16 protein-coding genes are annotated in these 18,192 nt (G+C 56.3%); 5 read left to right on the plus strand and 11 right to left on the minus strand.

What is annotated here, in order from left to right; genetic code table 11:
• The first annotated feature begins 51 nt into the window (after positions 1-51).
• Complete coding sequence (gene trhO, locus V6N04_RS12095) at positions 52-960, plus strand: oxygen-dependent tRNA uridine(34) hydroxylase TrhO (protein ID WP_371170506.1); 909 nt, start codon at positions 52-54, stop codon at positions 958-960.
• Between the two features lie 33 nt (positions 961-993).
• Here trhO and V6N04_RS12100 read toward each other — a convergent pair whose 3' ends face one another.
• The 4 genes from V6N04_RS12100 to rfbB form a co-directional block, all read right to left on the minus strand.
• The gene (locus V6N04_RS12100) at positions 994-2,109 is read right to left on the minus strand and encodes a polysaccharide biosynthesis/export family protein (RefSeq protein ID WP_371170432.1); all 1,116 of its coding nucleotides are present in this window, start codon (positions 2,107-2,109) and stop codon (positions 994-996) included.
• Positions 2,110-2,428: 319 nt separating this feature from the next.
• Entirely contained in the window at positions 2,429-3,310 is an 882-nt protein-coding gene (gene rfbA / locus V6N04_RS12105; protein ID WP_371170433.1) for a glucose-1-phosphate thymidylyltransferase RfbA, read from the minus strand.
• A 23-nt stretch (positions 3,311-3,333) separates the two neighbouring features.
• Complete coding sequence (rfbD, locus tag V6N04_RS12110; RefSeq protein ID WP_371170434.1) at positions 3,334-4,188, minus strand: dTDP-4-dehydrorhamnose reductase; 855 nt, start codon at positions 4,186-4,188, stop codon at positions 3,334-3,336.
• Positions 4,189-4,212: 24 nt separating this feature from the next.
• Positions 4,213-5,259: a dTDP-glucose 4,6-dehydratase gene (gene rfbB / locus V6N04_RS12115; protein WP_371170435.1), complete on the minus strand. Its 1,047-nt coding sequence runs from the start codon at positions 5,257-5,259 to the stop codon at positions 4,213-4,215.
• Positions 5,260-5,432: 173 nt separating this feature from the next.
• Here rfbB and hpaR point away from each other — a divergent pair, with 173 nt between their 5' ends.
• A complete protein-coding gene (gene hpaR / locus V6N04_RS12120) occupies positions 5,433-5,930 on the plus strand; it encodes a homoprotocatechuate degradation operon regulator HpaR (protein ID WP_371170436.1) in 498 nt (165 codons plus the stop codon).
• 6 nt (positions 5,931-5,936) lie between these two features.
• Here the strand turns inward: hpaR and V6N04_RS12125 are convergent, their stop codons facing one another.
• Entirely contained in the window at positions 5,937-7,289 is a 1,353-nt protein-coding gene (locus V6N04_RS12125; RefSeq protein ID WP_371170437.1) for an aspartate aminotransferase family protein, read from the minus strand.
• 210 nt (positions 7,290-7,499) lie between these two features.
• Here V6N04_RS12125 and V6N04_RS12130 point away from each other — a divergent pair, with 210 nt between their 5' ends.
• Complete coding sequence (locus V6N04_RS12130) at positions 7,500-8,990, plus strand: aldehyde dehydrogenase (protein ID WP_371170438.1); 1,491 nt, start codon at positions 7,500-7,502, stop codon at positions 8,988-8,990.
• A gap of 19 nt (positions 8,991-9,009) precedes the next feature.
• Positions 9,010-10,248, plus strand: a complete 1,239-nt coding sequence (locus V6N04_RS12135) for a Tm-1-like ATP-binding domain-containing protein (RefSeq protein ID WP_371170439.1) — start codon at positions 9,010-9,012, stop codon at positions 10,246-10,248.
• Positions 10,249-10,252: 4 nt separating this feature from the next.
• Here V6N04_RS12135 and hspQ read toward each other — a convergent pair whose 3' ends face one another.
• Positions 10,253-10,579, minus strand: coding sequence for a heat shock protein HspQ (gene hspQ / locus V6N04_RS12140; protein ID WP_371170440.1), 327 nt, complete (start codon positions 10,577-10,579; stop codon positions 10,253-10,255).
• Positions 10,580-10,799: 220 nt separating this feature from the next.
• Here hspQ and V6N04_RS12145 point away from each other — a divergent pair, with 220 nt between their 5' ends.
• Positions 10,800-11,378, plus strand: a complete 579-nt coding sequence (locus tag V6N04_RS12145) for a transglycosylase SLT domain-containing protein (RefSeq protein WP_371170441.1) — start codon at positions 10,800-10,802, stop codon at positions 11,376-11,378.
• 25 nt (positions 11,379-11,403) lie between these two features.
• Here the strand turns inward: V6N04_RS12145 and V6N04_RS12150 are convergent, their stop codons facing one another.
• From V6N04_RS12150 to V6N04_RS12170, 5 genes are all read right to left on the minus strand, one after another.
• Entirely contained in the window at positions 11,404-12,006 is a 603-nt protein-coding gene (locus V6N04_RS12150; protein ID WP_371170442.1) for a LolA family protein, read from the minus strand.
• A 104-nt stretch (positions 12,007-12,110) separates the two neighbouring features.
• Positions 12,111-12,458, minus strand: a complete 348-nt coding sequence (locus V6N04_RS12155; protein WP_371170443.1) for a RidA family protein — start codon at positions 12,456-12,458, stop codon at positions 12,111-12,113.
• An 80-nt stretch (positions 12,459-12,538) separates the two neighbouring features.
• Positions 12,539-15,454 (minus strand): DNA translocase FtsK, encoded by a 2,916-nt coding sequence (locus tag V6N04_RS12160; protein WP_371170444.1) that lies wholly within the window; start codon positions 15,452-15,454, stop codon positions 12,539-12,541.
• Between the two features lie 12 nt (positions 15,455-15,466).
• Entirely contained in the window at positions 15,467-16,651 is a 1,185-nt protein-coding gene (locus V6N04_RS12165; protein WP_371170445.1) for an aminotransferase class I/II-fold pyridoxal phosphate-dependent enzyme, read from the minus strand.
• A 129-nt stretch (positions 16,652-16,780) separates the two neighbouring features.
• Positions 16,781-18,109 (minus strand): amidase, encoded by a 1,329-nt coding sequence (locus tag V6N04_RS12170; RefSeq protein ID WP_371170446.1) that lies wholly within the window; start codon positions 18,107-18,109, stop codon positions 16,781-16,783.
• Between the last annotated feature and the right edge of the window lie 83 nt (positions 18,110-18,192).

Consider the following 18,192-nt stretch of genomic DNA (forward strand, 5'->3'; position numbering starts at 1 on the left):
CAAGCAATTGGCGGTCTTGATCCTTTGAAAATAGGGGCGTATGCCGCGTTTATGTATACAATTGCTGCACTCTATCACTTCACACGTTTCGACGATCCTGCCGCGCTTCAGGGGCCATTGATCGAGATCGCCCAGAGAGAGGGCGTCTCCGGTTCGCTTCTGTTGGCGCAAGAGGGCATTAACGGGACAATCGCGGGATCTCGAAAGGGTATCGACCGCATGCTGGCGCATATTCGCGCGCTGCCCGGTTGCAATGATCTGGCGTGGAAAGAATCGTCGGCGCAAGAACAGCCGTTCGGCAAATTCAAAGCGAAGTTGAAGAAAGAGATCGTGACGATGGGCGTCGAGGGTGTCGACCCTCGCGCTTCGGTTGGACACTATGTTGAGCCACAGGACTGGAATGATCTGATCGGTCAAGATGACGTGGTCGTGATCGACACGCGCAATGACTACGAGGTCGATATTGGGACGTTCGAGGGGGCTGTTGATCCCAGAACGAAAACTTTTCGCGAATTTCCTGGCTGGTGGGAAGACAACAAAGAGCGCTTCCACAACAAGCGCGTTGCGATGTTCTGCACCGGCGGTATTCGTTGCGAAAAGTCGACCAACTTTCTGATCAGCCAGGGCATTGACGATGTGTATCACCTGAAGGGCGGTATTCTTCAGTATTTGGAAGACGTGCCCGCAGAAGATAGCAAATGGGACGGTGCGTGTTTTGTCTTCGACAACCGTGTATCGGTCGAACACGGCCTTGCCGAGGGGCCACACGAGCTTTGCCATGCCTGCCGTCGTCCGATCCTGCCCACGGACAAAGATCGCCCTGAATTCGAAGATGGCGTCAGTTGCCATCAATGTATCAACGAATTTGACGACGTCCGGCGCGAACGCTTCCGCGAACGGCAAAAACAAATCGCCCTGTCCCGCGCTCGCGGAGAACGACATTTAGGACGCGAGGCTTAGCGCTCTAAGCTGTTCGGTCTAGAACTGGTTTATTTAGTTGATCTGGCTCACATTCAACGCGGAATCTGTCAACTGTTTGATCAGGCCGAAGAGCAGAGGCGCAGAGGCGATCGAGCTTTCGGTCACAAGTACCGTGTCTTGATTGCGAATTTGGAACTTACCTGCGCTGAAAAGTCCGTCTGCGGTTGTCAGGTCGATTACGAAGACACTGCGCGCGTTCTCAGGACCAGCCTTCCCATCAGTGCGGACAGCTTTCTGGGGATACTCCCGCAAAACCAGTATGCCTTTTGGGTTGGCCCGGGTATCAGACAACCCGCCGACCAGAGACATGGCATCCAAGGCCGACAGCTTGGATTTTCCAAACGGGACGATTGCTTCGCGAGTCGCTGCGCCCAGCGAACGGAAATAACGCGTATCGTTGGCAATTGCGATCTTATCGCCTGGACGGACCAGAACGTCATCACGCGGATTGCCCATGACTTCGTCTAGGGGCCGGCGATAGGTCTTGCTACCCCGTATCAACCTTAGCTGAGGGTTCTCAATCTGCGGCGATGGCCCACCTGCTGCAGAAATGGCATTCAAAACGGTGAAGTTAGGGTCATCAACGGGAATGGGTCCCGGCCGGTTTACACCAGAGACCATCGAAATTGTTCCGCGGGTACCCTGCGCAATGTTCAGCTGAACTTGCGCCGTCGGGATAACTTCTTCGTATTTCCGTTGAATACGCGCCCGCGCAGCAGAGTGAGGCAGTCCCGCGATATGTACGGTACCGACAAACGGCAAGAATATCGCGCCGGCGGGTGAGACTTGCATATTCTGCATCCGCACAGTGTTTTGTCCGGGGGATGACAGCAACGAATTCTCTTCACTATCCCAAACTACGACATCAACGCGATCAAATGCCCTGATCGGCTTGTCCGTGGCCGGAGACCCCTTTTGCGGCCAGGATCCAGCGGTGTTGTTGTTCGGTGCAGGCCAGCGCGAAATTGTCGGCAACGTTGCCCGTGAAACACGGTATACGGCAATGTCACCGTTTTCCTGCGCTTCTTTACTGATAATCTCACTTTCAAGCGCCGCGCCGCGCGGCAAGCCACAAGCCGCCAACGCCACAAGAGCAAGCGTGGAAAAGAGCAATCGCCAACTTTTCATATTAATGTGTCCAACCCGAACTTCAGTCACCTTGGTCGGCACCATAGGTGGTCGCCCAAACTATAACAAGATAGAGCGCGATGATAAGCGGCAAGTTTCTGACTTGTCATGGTTATATTAGTAATAGATGCTGCCGGCGGTGAGCCACGTGAACGATTGAAATGCTCTGTAACACTGGCGCTGCGGTCATCGGCGACTGGGCGCCAATCGTCATCGAAAACCAATCATGGGCAATGTGTTGCCGCAATGACAGTCAGCCTCGATTAGTACCCCGATAGTCCCCACATGGTACGCGGTAATCCGCCACAAAGCTTCACGCCTACGCGTCACTATCGGCGAGCTGGGACAGGTATCGCCCATAGGCGTTCTTGGCGAAGACTTTCGCACGCTCTTTTAGCGCGTCGATGCCAATCCAGCCGTTGCTGAAAGCGATCTCCTCCAAGCAACCGACCTGTTGGCCTTGCCGCTGCTCCAACGTGCGTACGAAATTTCCAGCATCCAACAAGCTACCGTGCGTTCCCGTGTCCAACCAGGCATACCCGCGCCCCATCAGTTTCACCGACAGGCTGCCTTCGTGCAGATAGGTCTCAAGCAGCGTTGTGATTTCAAGCTCTCCCCGATCAGACGGCTTGACCTGCTTGGCTCGTTCGGGTGCAGAACCGTCAAGGAAGTAGAGCCCCGTGACCGCATAGTTAGAGGGCGGAGTGGTGGGTTTCTCGATGATCGAGCTTGCCTTTCCGTCTTGATCAAAACCGACGACACCATAGCGTTCTGGATCTGCAACGCGATACCCGAAGACAGTGCCGCCGCTTGACTGTTCACCTGCCTCGACCAGAAGCTCCTGAAGCCCATGACCAAAGAAGATATTGTCGCCCAGCACGAGTGCCGACGGTGCGCCGTCCAGAAAATCTTCTGCCAGAATATAGGCTTGCGCCAGGCCATCGGGCGAAGGTTGTTCGATATAGGTGAAGGACATACCCAACTGGCTACCATCCCCCAACAGGCGTTTAAACTGATCCTGATCCTGCGGCGTGGTGATAATCGCGACTTCGCGGATACCTGCCAGCATCAACGCACTGATCGGGTAGTAAACCATCGGTTTGTCGTAGACGGGCAAAAGCTGCTTCGAGACACCCATAGTGATCGGATACAGACGCGTTCCCGATCCACCGGCCAGAATGATACCTTTTCTTTCAGTCATTACGGGGTCTCTTCTTTGTTGATTTATGAACTCTGCACGTGGCCCAGCTCGACCAATACACGGCCAAGAGCGGTTTTCCAATCCGGTTGAACCACGCCGAAATCGGCAAGTGTCGATGTGCCATCCATTCGGGAATTGGTTGGGCGCGCGGCGGGGGTTGGAAACTCGGACGTTGGAATAGGATGGACCTTGGTGGACCGGCCCGCTTGGCGGAAGATCTCCTCGGCAAATTCTGCCCAACTGACGGCCGGTTGCCCAGAGAAATGATACGTCCCACCGGTGTGCCAATCTCGCATTTGCGGTGCAATCGCCATCAGCGCTTCTGCGATGTCCTCCGCCGAGGTGGGACCACCGATTTGGTCTGCCACGATGCTTAGCTCATCGCGTTGCTCTGACAGTCGCATCATCGTCTTCACGAAATTTGCGCCATGCGCCGAAAACACCCAGCTGGTGCGCAAAATTGCATAAGCGCCACCAATGTCGCGGATCGCATTCTCGCCCGCAAGTTTAGAGCGGCCATAGGCATTTACAGGTGAAGTCGGGTCCGCCGGCGTCCAAAGTGCTGTTCCCGTGCCATCGAACACGTAATCCGTCGAGATATGAAGAAACGGAATACCACGCTCTTTGGCTGCTTGAGCCATCGCCGCCGGCGCGCGGCCGTTGACAATGGTGGCAAGGTTTTCTTCGCCTTCAGCGGCGTCCACTGCAGTGTAGGCAGCGGCATTGATCACAACGTCATCTGAACAGTCATGAATGATCTGTGCGCAGGCATCAGGGTCCGTCAGGTCTGCATCGCCACGACCAAGCGCGCGCACGTTGTCAAACTTGCGCAGCTCTGTCGCCACCTGCCCCGTCTTGCCAAACACTAACACCTTCATCGAGATCGCCCCTAAGCTGCCTTATTAACCAGAGCCAAGACGCGCACCGACGCCTTCGCGGCTTTTCAGCGGCTGCCACCAGCTTTCGTTGTCCAAATACCATTCGACGGTTTTGCGCAGGCCTTGTTCGACCGACACGGATGGCCGCCAGCCAAGCTCGTTTCTAATCCGGGCCGGATCGATGGCATAACGCGCGTCATGGCCGGGTCGGTCGGCGACGAACTCGATCTGGTCCTGATACGACCCCTCGGCGCGCGGGCGCAGCTCATCCAAGATTTCGCAAAGCGTGCGAACCAATTCGAGGTTCGTGCGTTCGTTTTCGCCACCGATATTGTACGACCGCCCAACCTCGCCTTTCTGAATGACGGTGAGCAGTGCATCTGCGTGGTCTTCGACATAAAGCCAGTCACGGATGTTGGCCCCGTCGCCATAGATTGGCAGTGCCTTACCGTCGAGTGCATTCAGAATGACAACCGGGATCAGCTTTTCAGGGAAGTGATAGGGCCCGTAATTGTTCGAGCAATTGGTCAGAACGACCGGCAGGCCATAGGTCTCGTGCCAAGCGCGGACAAGGTGATCCGACGCCGCTTTTGATGCGGAATAGGGGCTGCGGGGGTCGTAGGAGGTGTCTTCGGTAAACATCTGATCGGGATCGGCGGGCAGCGATCCGAACACTTCATCGGTCGAGATATGGTGGAACCGGAACCCGTCAGGTTTGTCATTGGCTTCCCAATAGGTCCGGGCGGCTTCCAGCATGTTCAACGTACCAGTGACATTGGTCTCGACGAATTGCGCTGGCCCATCAATTGAGCGATCTACATGACTTTCCGCCGCAAGGTGCATGACCACATCCGGTTTGTGTTCGGAAAAAATCCGGTCCAGCGCTGGGCGGTCGCGAATATCAGCATGTTCAAATGTGTATTTGGGATCAGAGGCAACACCAGCCACATTCTCCAAACAAGCCGCATAGGTCAGGGCATCCAAATTGACGACCTCATCCCCGCGTGCGATTGCCTGTCGAACGACGGCGGACCCAATGAAACCCGCACCACCAGTCACCAATATCTTCATAAATGCTTCCTTCAAAATTTCGCACCGCCCGCGCGACGCCGGTCAATCATCCGAACGGCAGCCACGTCCCGTTGGCGGATTCTTATGCAGCTTGTGCCAAATTCGACAAGCGTCTTCCAGTTAATTCCCGCTGATGACCGCTTCAATGCGGGTTTTTGACAATTCATCGCGCAATGGCTACCAACATCGCGCAACTAAGCGACAAGGTGTCCATGCTCAAAGATCGGCAGAAATTCCATTCACTTGCGGCGGCTCCGACATCGCGCGCGCTGACCATTTCGTTGCTCAGGACGCGTGAACATGTCATGCGACCGATCCGCCCGTTGTTGGCTGAACTTGGTATGACCGAGCAGAAATGGCGTATCCTGCGTATTCTGGCAGAGACTGGTCCTATGGACCAAACCGCGATTGCACGCGATGCCTGTCTGCTTTTGTCCAGTGTAACGCGCATTCTGAAAACGATGGAAACCGATGGTCACATCCAACGCGTTCAGAGCGATGATGATCGCAGGGCGAAGATCGTCCAGATCACAGACGAAGCCCGCGACCTGATTATGCGCCATCGCCCTGCAAGCGAGGCTGTTTATCGCAAGCTCAGCGCCGAATTGGGCGACGAGCGGCTGGAGCTGCTGCTGGACTTGCTGGAAGACGTTCAGGCCGTCGACTTCTAGGTGCCCCTACAGCGCCGAGAACCCTTGATCTATTGCTGAAAGGATTTGCGCCACGTCATCGGCCGTGACCACAAGAGGTGGTGATAGGATGATGTTGTTGCCTGATACGCGAAGCATCACGCCAGCTTCGTATGCAGTGTCAAAGACCTTTGCCATGGCTGCACCTGAAGCGGGGGCTTTGGTCGCACGATCTGACACACCTTCGACGGCTGCCATCAAGCCATGACCACCGCGGACATCGCCAATTGCCTCGTGTTTTTCGCCTAGAGCTTTGAGCCCTGCAAACAGTTCAGCCCCTCGCGCCGCAGCGTTTGAGGCCACATCAATACGAACGGTTTCCTTCAGACACTCGATAGCGGCGGCCGCCCCAACCGGGTGGCCGGAATAGGTATAGCCGTGGCTAATTGCGCCCATTCCAGACGTGTCGCCTTCGAACACCTCGGCCATCTTCTCATTGATCAAAACAGCCCCGAATGGGAAATATCCGTTGGTGATGGCTTTTGCCGTGCTCATCATATCCGGCTGAACGCCCCAAAGCCGTGACCCCGACCAAGCGCCCGTCCGACCAAAGGCTGTGATCACCTCGTCCGAAATCAGCAAAATGCCATATCGATCACAGATCTCACGCACCGCTGGCATGAAGCTTTCATGGGGTGGAATGACCCCCCCGGCCCCAAGGATCGGCTCCATGATAAAGGCAGCTATGGTCGAGGGGTCTTGAAATTTGATCTCGTCCTCCAAGGCTGCGATGCAAAGCTTTGAAAGTTTGGCCGGATCGGTTTCGTTGAAAGGATTTCGGTACGTGTAAGGTGCGGGGGTGTGAAAGCATCCGGGCAACAAGGGTTCGTAGGCTGTGCGGAACTTGTTGTTCCCATTGACCGAAGCCCCGCCCGTATGCGTGCCGTGATAGCCTTTTTTCAGGGACAGGTATTTGGTGCGCCCCGGCTCGCCGCGCAGTTTGTGATACTGGCGGGCCAGACGAAGGGATGTCTCGACCGAATCGGAGCCGCCAGAGGTATAAAACACCCGCACGATGCCTTCGGGCTTAAAAAACTCACACAGCTCATAGGCAAGCTCAATCGCCGCATCGTTGGTCGTGCCACGGAACGTCGAGTAATACGGCAAGCTGTCCAACTGGCGTGTGATTGCAGATTTCACCGCGTCATTCGAATAGCCCAAGTTAACGTTCCAAAGGCCGCCAACCGCATCAATCGCTTCAGCGCCGTCGATATCTTTGATCCGAACGCCGGACCCTCCGACGATGATCTTTGGTGGCGATTTTTGCGCCTCGGCGGGGTGTGTCATGGGTTGCCAAAACTGACGTGCGTTGTTTTCCTTGATAAAGTTGTCGGTTTTCATCCCGGTGCCTCCTTGGTCAGCTTTGGTTGCATCATGACGCTGTAACGCGCAAATCCCGCCCTGTATATGGCGCTAGGCTTGACACAAACTAGTTGTCATGACAAGTAGATTTAGCCCCACCAGCCGTAGCGAACTTGGCCGTAATAGCACAAGTCGCATTGCAAATACCCGCGCGCGAACGCACCCTGCCAGCAAAAAGGAATACACCCGATGTCTTTGAAGCAAGCCGATCTGGATATCCTTCGCGCACAGACCATCAATCCTAAGGGACATTTCATTAGTGGGCAGGTTGTTGATGCCGCCAGTGAAGCGCGGATTGAGGTGACCTCGCCCATCGATGGCAAAGTCATTACCACGTTGGCAAAAGGCTCAGCCGAGGATGTTGACCGTGCGGTGGCATCGGCAAGGCACGCGTTTGAGACGCGCAGCTGGGCCGGCCAGTCCCCAGCGGCCCGAAAGAAGGTACTGCTCCGCCTGGCAGAATTGATCGAGCGTGACGCGTTAGACATCGCTGTGCAGGGCGTGCGCGATAACGGGACCGAGATTGGCATGGCCTTTAAGGCTGAAAGCGGGTCGGCAGCGGGCACGTTCCGATATTATGCCGAGGCAATCGACAAAATCAGCGGCGAGGTGGCACCCACCGATCCCAACGTGTTGGGTCTGGTCCATCACGAGCCGGTCGGAGTGGTTGGCGCCATCCTGCCTTGGAATTTCCCTTTGATGATTGGCGCCTGGAAAGTTGCGCCCGCCCTCGCGATGGGCAATTCAATCGTCGTGAAACCCGCGGAAAGCGCGTCTTTGTCTATTCTACGTCTGGCCGAGCTTGCGTCGGAAGCAGGCGTGCCAGATGGCGTCTTCAATGTTGTCACGGGCAAAGGCTCTGAAGTCGGAGAGGCGATGGGGCTGTCGATGGATATCGACGTTTTGGTGTTTACCGGGTCGGGTGGCGTCGGGCGACGGCTTTTGGAATACTCGGCGCGGTCGAATTTGAAGCGTTGCTATCTAGAGCTTGGCGGCAAGTCGCCCAATGTCGTGTTCGCTGACACGGAAAATCTGGACCACGCGGCCATGATCTCGGCTGGGGGGATATTCCGTAATTCCGGACAAGTGTGCGTTGCTGGATCCCGTCTGATCGTTGAGAAATCCATTCACGATGAGTTCGTCGATGCCCTAATCCGCCATGCAAATGCGTTGAAAGTGGGTGATCCGCTGGATCTGACCTCGAACGTGGGCGCGGTGCACTCGATCACACAGCTTGAACAGGATTTGGGCTTCGTCGAGAAGGCTCTGGCAGAAGGGGCTGATTGCGCGCTGGGCGGCACGCGCATTCTTCAAGAAACCGGCGGGTACTACATGGAGCCCACGGTCCTGACCAATGTTGGGCGCAACGACACCGTGAACCAGCAAGAGGTTTTCGGGCCGGTTCTGGCCGTCAGCACGTTCGAGACCGAAGAACAGGCCGTCGATCTAGCAAACTCAACCGTTTACGGGCTGGCCTCGGGCGTATGGACCGCGAACCTCAGCCGCGCACACCGCATGATCCGATCGATCCGGGCGGGTGTTGTGCATGTGAACACCTATGGCGGCGCGGACAACACGGTGCCGCTGGGTGGTGTTGGGCAATCCGGGAACGGTCACGACAAGAGCCTGCACGCGCTGGACAAATATGTTGATCTGAAAACCGCATGGATTCAGCTTTGAGCGTTAATGGAGGGGCAACATGACCGACAAAACCATCCTGATCGTTGGAACGTATGACACCAAAGATGACGAACTGAATTACCTAGCAGGTCGTATCAACGCCTTGGGTGGCGGCGTCGTTACCATGGATGTCAGTGTTCTGGGCGATCCCTCTCGGCCCACGGATTACTCAAAGCATCAGGTGGCCGAAGAAGGTGGATCGTCCATCGAGGCCGCCATTGCATCCGGAAATGAAAACACTGCAATGCAGATCATGGCAAAGGGCTGCACCGCTCTTGTTTCGCGGCTTTATCGTGAGGGAAAGTTCGATGGGATCATCATTCTGGGTGGCTCAATGGGCACCGATCTTGCACTGGATGCAACAGCCGCGCTGCCTTTGGGCGTTCCGAAATACATTGTGTCTACGGTTTCTTTCTCGCCGCTTATGCCGCCGTCCCGTCTGGCGGCCGATGTGCAGATGATCCTGTGGGCTGGCGGGCTATATGGCCTGAATTCGGTCTGCAAATCGTCGCTATCCCAAGCAGCTGGCGCAGTTTTAGGCGCCGCACGCGCGGTTGAGGCGCCGGTGAAGGATCGGCCGCTCGTTGGTATGACATCGCTTGGGAAATCGGCACTGAAATACATGGTGCCGCTGAAACCAGCGCTAGAAGAGCGCGGTTATGAGGTCGCCATTTTCCACGCGACCGGCATGGGGGGACGTGCGTTTGAAAGCCTGGCCTCGGAAGGCGCGTTCGCCTGCGTTATGGATTTCTGCACGCAGGAACTGGGCAACCATGTCTGTGGATCGCGCATTTCAGCAGGCGCGGATCGGTTGACCAACGCCGGGCGGACAGGCACACCGCAAATCGTGGCACCCGGTTGCTATGACCTGGTCGATATCGTCGGTTGGGACGACATTCCCGAGAAATGGGAGCACCATCCGAGCCATGCCCACAACCGCCTGATCACTTCGATTGTGTTGAACAATGACGAACGCCGAGAGGTAGCCCGTGCGCACAGCGCGCAGTTGGCAAAGGCGGCCTCTGCGACCGCTCTTTTGATGCCACTTCACGGCTGCGGAGAATGGGATCGCGCGGGCGAGGACCTGAACGACCCAGAAGGGCTGGCGGCTTTCATGGACGAACTGGGCCAAACCTGCCCGGACAATGTCGAAAAGACCGAGCTTGATTGCCACATCAACGATGACGAATTTGCACAAGCAGCGCTCTCGATTTTCGATGATTGGGTGGAGAAGGGGATCGTGCCTCAGTCGAACTAGTCGATCAGTTCATCTGAACATGCATAGGGTACTGTCCGTCCTCGAAATCGCCAAAGAATTCTGGCAAATCCGGGTGGCCAACAGGTTCACCTGAATAATCCGCGATCAGGTTCTGTTCAGATACGTAGGCAACATAGTAGCTTTGGTCGTTCTCAGCCAAAAGATGATAGAACGGCTGATCTTTCTGCGGCCGGCTGTCTTCCGGGATCGCATCATACCATTCTTCGGTGTTGGAGAACATCGCATCAACATCAAAGACGACCCCCCGGAAGGGATGCTTCCGGTGGCGGACAACTTGTCCAAGCGAGTATTTGGCGCGCGTCTTTAACATTTTGTAAAGCTCCTAGCCTGAAATTAACGCTTTTGGGGGGTATTTGTCCATGCGCCCGACCCCGAAAACTGCGAAACAGACTGTGTAAGACATCGCCATAACAGAAACGTCAAGAGCTTTGCGCAGGCTGCTGCCTATCGCAAAAATTTACCAATCACGCAATTCCCAGACCACGTCATTTCCGCTATAGTCGAAAAAAACAAAACATAGCGAGAGGCAGATGAGCAGACTTCTTCGCGCCGCAGTGGTACTGATGTTCGTGGCATCTTGTGGAGGAAACTCCAAAGCGCCGCGCAATCTGGACAATGCGTGCAGCATTATCAAACAGCGCCCCAATTACCACCGGGCTATGAAAAAAGCCGAACGTAAATGGAAGGTGCCGGTGCCCGTCCAGATGGCGATGATCTATCAGGAATCGAAATTCGTGAAGGACGCACGCACGCCGGTCAAATATGTGCTGGGCGTATTGCCAATGGGTCGACAAAGCTCGGCCTATGGATATGCACAGGCGCTTGATGCGACCTGGAAAGAATACCAGCGCGCCGAAGGTGGGCGTGGGGCAAAGCGCACAGACATTAAGGACGCGACGGATTTCATGGGGTGGTACATGACCGAAACGCGCGAAAAGACGGGGGTTCCGTTGACCGATGCGCGCAACCAGTATCTTGCCTATCACGAAGGCCGGACCGGCTATCTGCGCGGCAGTCACAACTCCAAAGCCTGGCTTTTGAGAGTGTCGGCAGAGGTGAACGCCCGTGCGATCCTATATCAGCGGCAATTGGCAACCTGCCGGCGCTGATCAAAGCCAGCACCGGCATACCGTCTTAGCGTGACCACGCCTTGACCGCTGCGGTGATTGAGAACAGCGAGCTTCTGAGCGGTTTACCGGTCGTAAGCTCGCCCAGCACCACGGTCGTTTTCGAACCGGTGTTGTCCGTGATGATCCACTGACGCAGTTCCGTTGGATTTGCGGTGAACTTTAGTTCGATCGTGCCAACATCGGGATTATCGGGGTCCTGCGCGGTCACTGTGGTTGCAGTGCCGTCATAACTGTGACCCACCACCATCTTGGCACGGTTCAGATTGACGTTCTTGGCAAGGATCAGGTTCAGCGGTGTCCGTTTCAACGGATATTGCTGCGGGCCAGCATTTGATTTTCCATCAAAGATCGCGACCTGAGATCCGCCTGCCACGACAAGGGCTTTGGTTGGCGGATTATATTCAAACCGCGCACGCCCGGGGCGCTTCAGATAGATCGTCCCGGTCGAGATCGTGTTGTCATTGTTGATCTGAGTGAACTGCGCCTCGGCGGTATTCAGTTTGTTCAGATAATTCGAGATCGCACTCAACGACAGTTTCTCGGCCTGTGCCGGAACCGTGCCAATGACCACAATCGTGGCGGCGATCAACATACGTAACGGGGTCATTTACTCTACCTCTACTGCTCGGGCGCACTCTAGCCCTTTTGATATGGGAAGATTAAGCCCGAACAGAAGATGATAGGCGATATCACGCCACAAGTTCGCGTGTGTTATTCGGCGACAGCCGCCGTTACGATGATTTCGACCTTCAGTTCCGGCGTGGCCAGTTCGGCCGATCCGGTTGCACGTGCAGGGGCGTGCCCGCTTGGTACCCATGCGTCCCAAACTTCGTTCATCTCAGCGAAATCCTTCATGTCCGCCATCCAAATGACCGCCTGAAGCATGTGCTTGGTCGAGGATCCAGCCTCGTTCAACAGGTTCTCGACCCTGACCAGACATTCGAGGGTCTGATCGGCGACGCTGTCGCCCGGTTTGCCAACTTGCCCTGAAAGGTAAACCACGTCCTTGTGGGTCACGCTTTGGCTCATCCGATCGGTCGTGTGCCGTCGTTGTATCATTGCTCTGCCTCTGTATTGCTCATTTTGGTCGCCACGCGCAGGCGGCATCTGGCGCCCGTCTGTGCGGGCGTCCAACTAGTTTATTGTTCCGGTATCAGGATTTCCCGCTTACCCACATGGTTCGACGCCGAGACCAACCCTTCGTCCTCCATCTGCTCAACCAGTCGCGCGGCTTTGTTGTAGCCAATGCCAAGCTTGCGCTGGATATATGATGTCGAGCATTTGCGATCCTTGATCACAATTGCGACGGCTTGATCGTACTGGGCGTCTTCGCCTGTGGTATTGCCGCCAGTGTTCAGGCCCAGAACAGCATCGATATTGTCGGCCTTGTCGTCCGAAGGACCTTCGACCACTCCACCCACATATTCAGGCGCACCAAAGCCCTTCAGATAGGTGACGATTTCTTCGACTTCCTCATCTGAAACAAACGGGCCGTGAACACGCGTGATGCGCGAGCCGCCAGCCATGTAAAGCATGTCACCCATGCCTAGAAGCTGCTCGGCACCTTGTTCACCCAGAATAGTACGGCTGTCGATTTTCGAGGTCACTTGGAACGAAATCCGGGTTGGGAAGTTGGCCTTGATCGTACCGGTAATCACGTCAACCGATGGGCGCTGGGTGGCCATGATCAGGTGAATACCCGACGCACGCGCCATCTGCGCCAGGCGCTGGATGCAGGCCTCGATTTCCTTACCTGCGACCATCATCAGGTCGGCCATCTCGTCGACGACAACCACGATATACGGCAGTTTTTCAGGCTTGAACTCGTCTGTTTCGAAGATCGGTTCGCCTGTATCATCGTCAAAACCGGTTTGTACCGTGCGCTCAAACATCTCGCCTTTTGCCAGCGTATCTTTTACGCGGCCGTTATAACCTTCGATGTTACGCACACCCATCTTGGACATCTTGCGATAGCGTTCTTCCATCTCGCCGACGACCCATTTCAGGGCGACAACGGCCTTCTTGGGGTCGGTTACAACGGGCGAGAGCAAGTGCGGAATGCCGTCATATACGGACAATTCCAGCATCTTTGGATCAATCATGATCATCCTGCAATCTTCTGGTGTCAGACGATACAAGAGCGACATGATCATCGTGTTGATCGCTACGGATTTACCGGACCCAGTGGTCCCCGCAATCAGCAAGTGCGGCATCTTGGCAAGGTTCGCGACGATGGGATCGCCGCCGATATCCTTGCCCAGTGCAAGCGGAAGGCCGTGGCTGCCGTCGCCAAAATCGCGGGTCGAGAGGATTTCGCGGAACGACACCATCTCGCGTTTTTCATTGGGCAGTTCGATACCGATGACCGACCGGCCGGGCACCGTCGAAACACGGGCCGACAAAGCCGACATCGACCGCGCGATGTCATCGGCCAGACCGATCACACGGCTGGCTTTCAAACCTGGAGCGGGTTCAAGTTCGTACATGGTGACGACCGGACCGGGGCGCACCGAGACGATTTCGCCCTTCACGCCATAGTCATCCAACACGGTTTCCAACATGCGGGCGTTTTCTTCCAAAGCCTCGTCGGAAAGGTGGTGACGCTCGATCGTGACCGGATTTGCCAAAAGGTTTAGCGGCGGCAACTCATAACCGGGATGCGTATCCTCAAAGCTAAGCGATGGCTGGGCCTCGGCCTTTGCGCGCGCAGATGGCTGCGGGGCCTTTTTCGGGGTGTGTTGAACAACCTTTTTTGGTGTTTGCGCAAGTCCCGCATGCTGAGGTGTATAAACACGTGGTTCTTCAGGTGTCGTTGCAGGATCCATAAGATCCTCAACAATCAGATCATCATCAACCAAGGCATCCGGGGCCGGCATCATGGAAATCTGTTCGGACTGCATCACGTCCTGATATTCGTCTTCCTCGTTAGGGGCTGCGTCAAGGATCATGGGGTCGGGGCTGCGGCGATGACGTGCCACAGCGCGTGCAAGCGGGGGTTCAGCCCGTGTGGGATCGGTCAATGTCGTCTGGCGCGCACGGTTCTTAAGTGCGGCGTCAATCTTGGCGCGGATGCGGTCCTCGCCACCCAGACCATCGGGAATGTCGCCATCATATGATGGTTGTTCGACCAGCTCCGGTTCGGGTGTGCGACGGAACAGGGCGTTTAGCAGGCCGGGCTTTGGCGTTGCTGGAACAGGCTCTTCGATGACCACATCACCTTCGGCGGCAGCAACTGGGGCATGCTGTTCAGGGCGCATGACGCGGGCTGCCCGCAGCGGAGGCGGAGCCGTAAACTCTTCGTCGTAGTCGTCTTCGGCATCAAGCTGGGCAAGCCGTTCTTCTTTGCGCGCTGCTTGGCGGGCTTGCATGTGACGCGCGGTCGCCATGGCTCCGCTTGCAGCACCTTTGGCACCTTTGCCCATCAAAGACACGATGCTTGCGTAGGTATAGACGATCCCGATCAGCAGGAAATGGCCAAAGCGCTTGATTTCGTACCGGTCAATTCCAAGAACGAAAAGCAGAACGGCAAGTGCTGCAAGCGCAGACGCCACTGACATGACTTTCAGTCCAATACCCGCCCCGATTGGCAACCCAGACAGAACAGCACCAAGGACGGTGTCGCCGAACAACCCGCCCAACCCAAATGAATGGGTCCAAGCCGCGCCCGGTACAAGTGTCGACGCGTAGATCGAGCATAGGGCCACGGCGATTGGCGCGAAAATCACCCGTCCCATCACGCGGTCTTCGCCAAAATGGAACGTCAGACGCGCGCCCCATACAACAAAGATCAAAGACAGCGCCCATGATCCCATCCCGGCAATCACTGACAACGGTGACGCAACGAAGGCCCCAACGCGACCAAGTGCGTTTTGTGCCGGCGTGTCGGTGGCCGACATCCAGCCGGGATCTTCAGGGGAATAGCTACCCAAGATCAGTGCAATAATGATCCCAAGCGCGATCAGCCCAAGGCCCAGAAGCTCTTTGCCTCGTCGTTCGATGACCGCCTGCGTGTTGCTGTCAAAGATCGGATCCCGTTGTTTTGCCGGATACGCCATGCCACCTCGTCCTTACTTAAAGAGACAGTCGCGAAGCAGAATAAGCCCGCGCTGCATTTCTTGTTTTGGGGCCACCAAAGCGACCCGAATATACCCCTTGCCGGGGTTTTCATTATCTACATCCCGCGACAGATACGCCCCGGGAAGAACCCGCACGCCCGTCTCGGTCCAAAGTTTCATCGCCGCGGCTTCGCCGTTCTCGACAGGGAGCCACAGGAAAAATCCCGCATCTGGGCCTTGATAGGCACCGATGCCGCTAAAAATCTCGTCCGCCAGCGCATATTTTTCCTGATAAAGCGCGCGGTTTGCCACCACATGCGCATCGTCAGCCCACGCTTTTTCTGCAACACGTTGAAGCGGCAGCGGAAGCGGGGCACCAGCATAGGCCCGCAACTGACGAACGCGCTGAATGCTCTCCGGGCCGCCTGCGATGAACCCCGACCGCAATCCGGGCAAGTTCGACCGCTTCGAGAGCGAATGGAACACAACGACCCGCTCGGGGTCGGCCCCACCTTCGCGGGCGACCTGAAGTGCGCCAACCGGAGGCGTGTCACGGTAAATCTCGGAATAGCATTCATCCGCAAATATCTGGAAATCGTATTTCTCGGCCAGCGCAATCAGGTTGGCCCAATAGTCGCGGCTCGCAACAGCGCCCTGCGGGTTGGTGGGCGAGCAAATATAGGCAATCTCTGTCCGATTAAGGATGTCTGGCGAAAGCTGAGAATAGTCGGGCAAGAACCCTGTATCCGCTGTCGCAGGTAGGAAAACTGGCTCAGCACCTACGGTTTCTGCTGCCACAGCATAGACCTGATAGAACGGGTTCGGGATCAATACGACCGGCTGTTCTCCACGCGACGTCTGCTCCGGGCAAAGCGCGATCAAGGCATTGAATAGCCCTTCGCGGGTGCCGTTCAGCGCCATTACTTGCGTGGCCGGGTCTACATCGACGCCATACCGACGTCCCAGCCAGCCAGAAATCGCCGACAATAGCTCTGGTGATCCATCATTGGGCGGGTATTTCCCAAATTCTTCAGTGTGTTGAGCAATAGTCGACGCAACCCATTCCGGGAATGGGTGCTTTGGCTCGCCGATGGTCATATGCATCACTTCGCCGCCCGGCTTATGGGCGTCAAGTAGGCTCCGCAGGCGCGGAAACGCATATTGTGGCAAGCTGGAATACCGCTCGGGAAACGTCATTTGAACGTCTTTATACTGCCTCAGATATCGGGATCATGTCGCCCCGTTTGCACCGAAGATAGCCCGCCAAGCGCGACGGGTCCAGAAAACGCCACCATTTTAAGCGCTTGCGTGGAACAGCTGTGTCTTTTAGGCCAACACGGCTTCAACCGCCGCGCCAAGACGCAACAAACGTTCTTCGGCCAAAGGGGCGCCTAGCATCATGAAACCCGTTGAGGGAAGTCCCGTGGGCAAACTAAGCCCACACGATCCCATCAAATTGCCGACCCGCGTATTTCTAAGTGCCCAAAGATTTTCCTCGACGTAATAGTCGTGGTCGCTAAGCAAACGCTCCACATTCGGTGGCATGATCGGTGATGTTGGCAGGACCACGGCGTCATAACCGGCAACCAATTGATGATATTCATCCCGGATCGCATCAAGGCGTTGCCAAGCACTGACAAAATCAACGCCGGTAAACTGTCCGCCTGCGCGGAAACGCTCTAGAATCTCGGGGAACATCAGGTCGGGTTGAGCCTCGATTTCGTTGTACCACGTGGCATAAGCTTCGGTGGTGAACAAGACGCCGGACATGGCCAGTGCTTCATCGACAATAGGAAGGTGGGCGCGAGTCACTTCAGCGCCCGCGTTCATCAGACGGTCAAGTGCGCTGTCAAACCCCGCCTTTGGCTGATCGCGCGCGCCGTCTAAACCATTCTCCAGAACCAGCAGCCGCGCACCAGTCACCTGGGCGCCGCGCAGGTCAATGGGAGTCCGGCCCTCAAGCGCTGCAAGCATCAGTGCTGCATCCTCAACCGTTCGGCAAAGCGGGCCGACTGTGTCAAACCGCGCGGCAAGCGGTACAACCCCGTCAGAAGACACCCGTCCCGAGGTCGTTTTCAACCCGACAAGGTCATTCCACGCCGACGGGATACGTACTGATCCCCCGGTGTCAGACCCTATCCCGCAAGCGGCCAACCCGAACGCGACCGATGTCGCCGCACCCGAACTGGAGCCGCCAGAGACGGCATCATGATCATTCACGCAAGGGCTTGTCGCTGTTACGGGGTTAAGTCCAAGGCCGGAGAATGCAAGCTCGCTCATATGCGTTTTCCCAAGGCAAACAAGGCCTTGGGCTGTCGTGCTTCGCAAAACTTCCGCATCGCGGTCTGGCACGCGCCCTTTTAGTAACGCGGACCCGGATTCGGTCGCGACACCAGCGGTATCAAACAGGTCTTTCCAGCTGATAGGAACGCCATCCAGCAAACCGAGCCTTTGTCCCGATGACGCGCGTTCAGACGCCGCCTTGGCTTCGGCCAACGCTCGATCCTCGGTCAGGCGGGCATAAATTCGGTCCTTGAACTCATGCGCGCTGATCGCATCCAGATAGGTCTGGGTCAAAGCCACCGGGTCGATCTCTCCTGCGCCAATCGCTCGACCAAGATCACCCATGCTCATGGTTAGCCACTGTTTGCTCATCGAACTCTCCTATGTGTCGCGATACGACGGTAGCGGCGCATCGGCGCATGGACAATCCCCAGCGACCGGTTCAAAAAGGAGGC

The organism is Aliiroseovarius conchicola (assembly GCF_041403445.1).
GTDB classification, from domain to species: Bacteria; Pseudomonadota; Alphaproteobacteria; order Rhodobacterales; family Rhodobacteraceae; genus Aliiroseovarius; species Aliiroseovarius conchicola.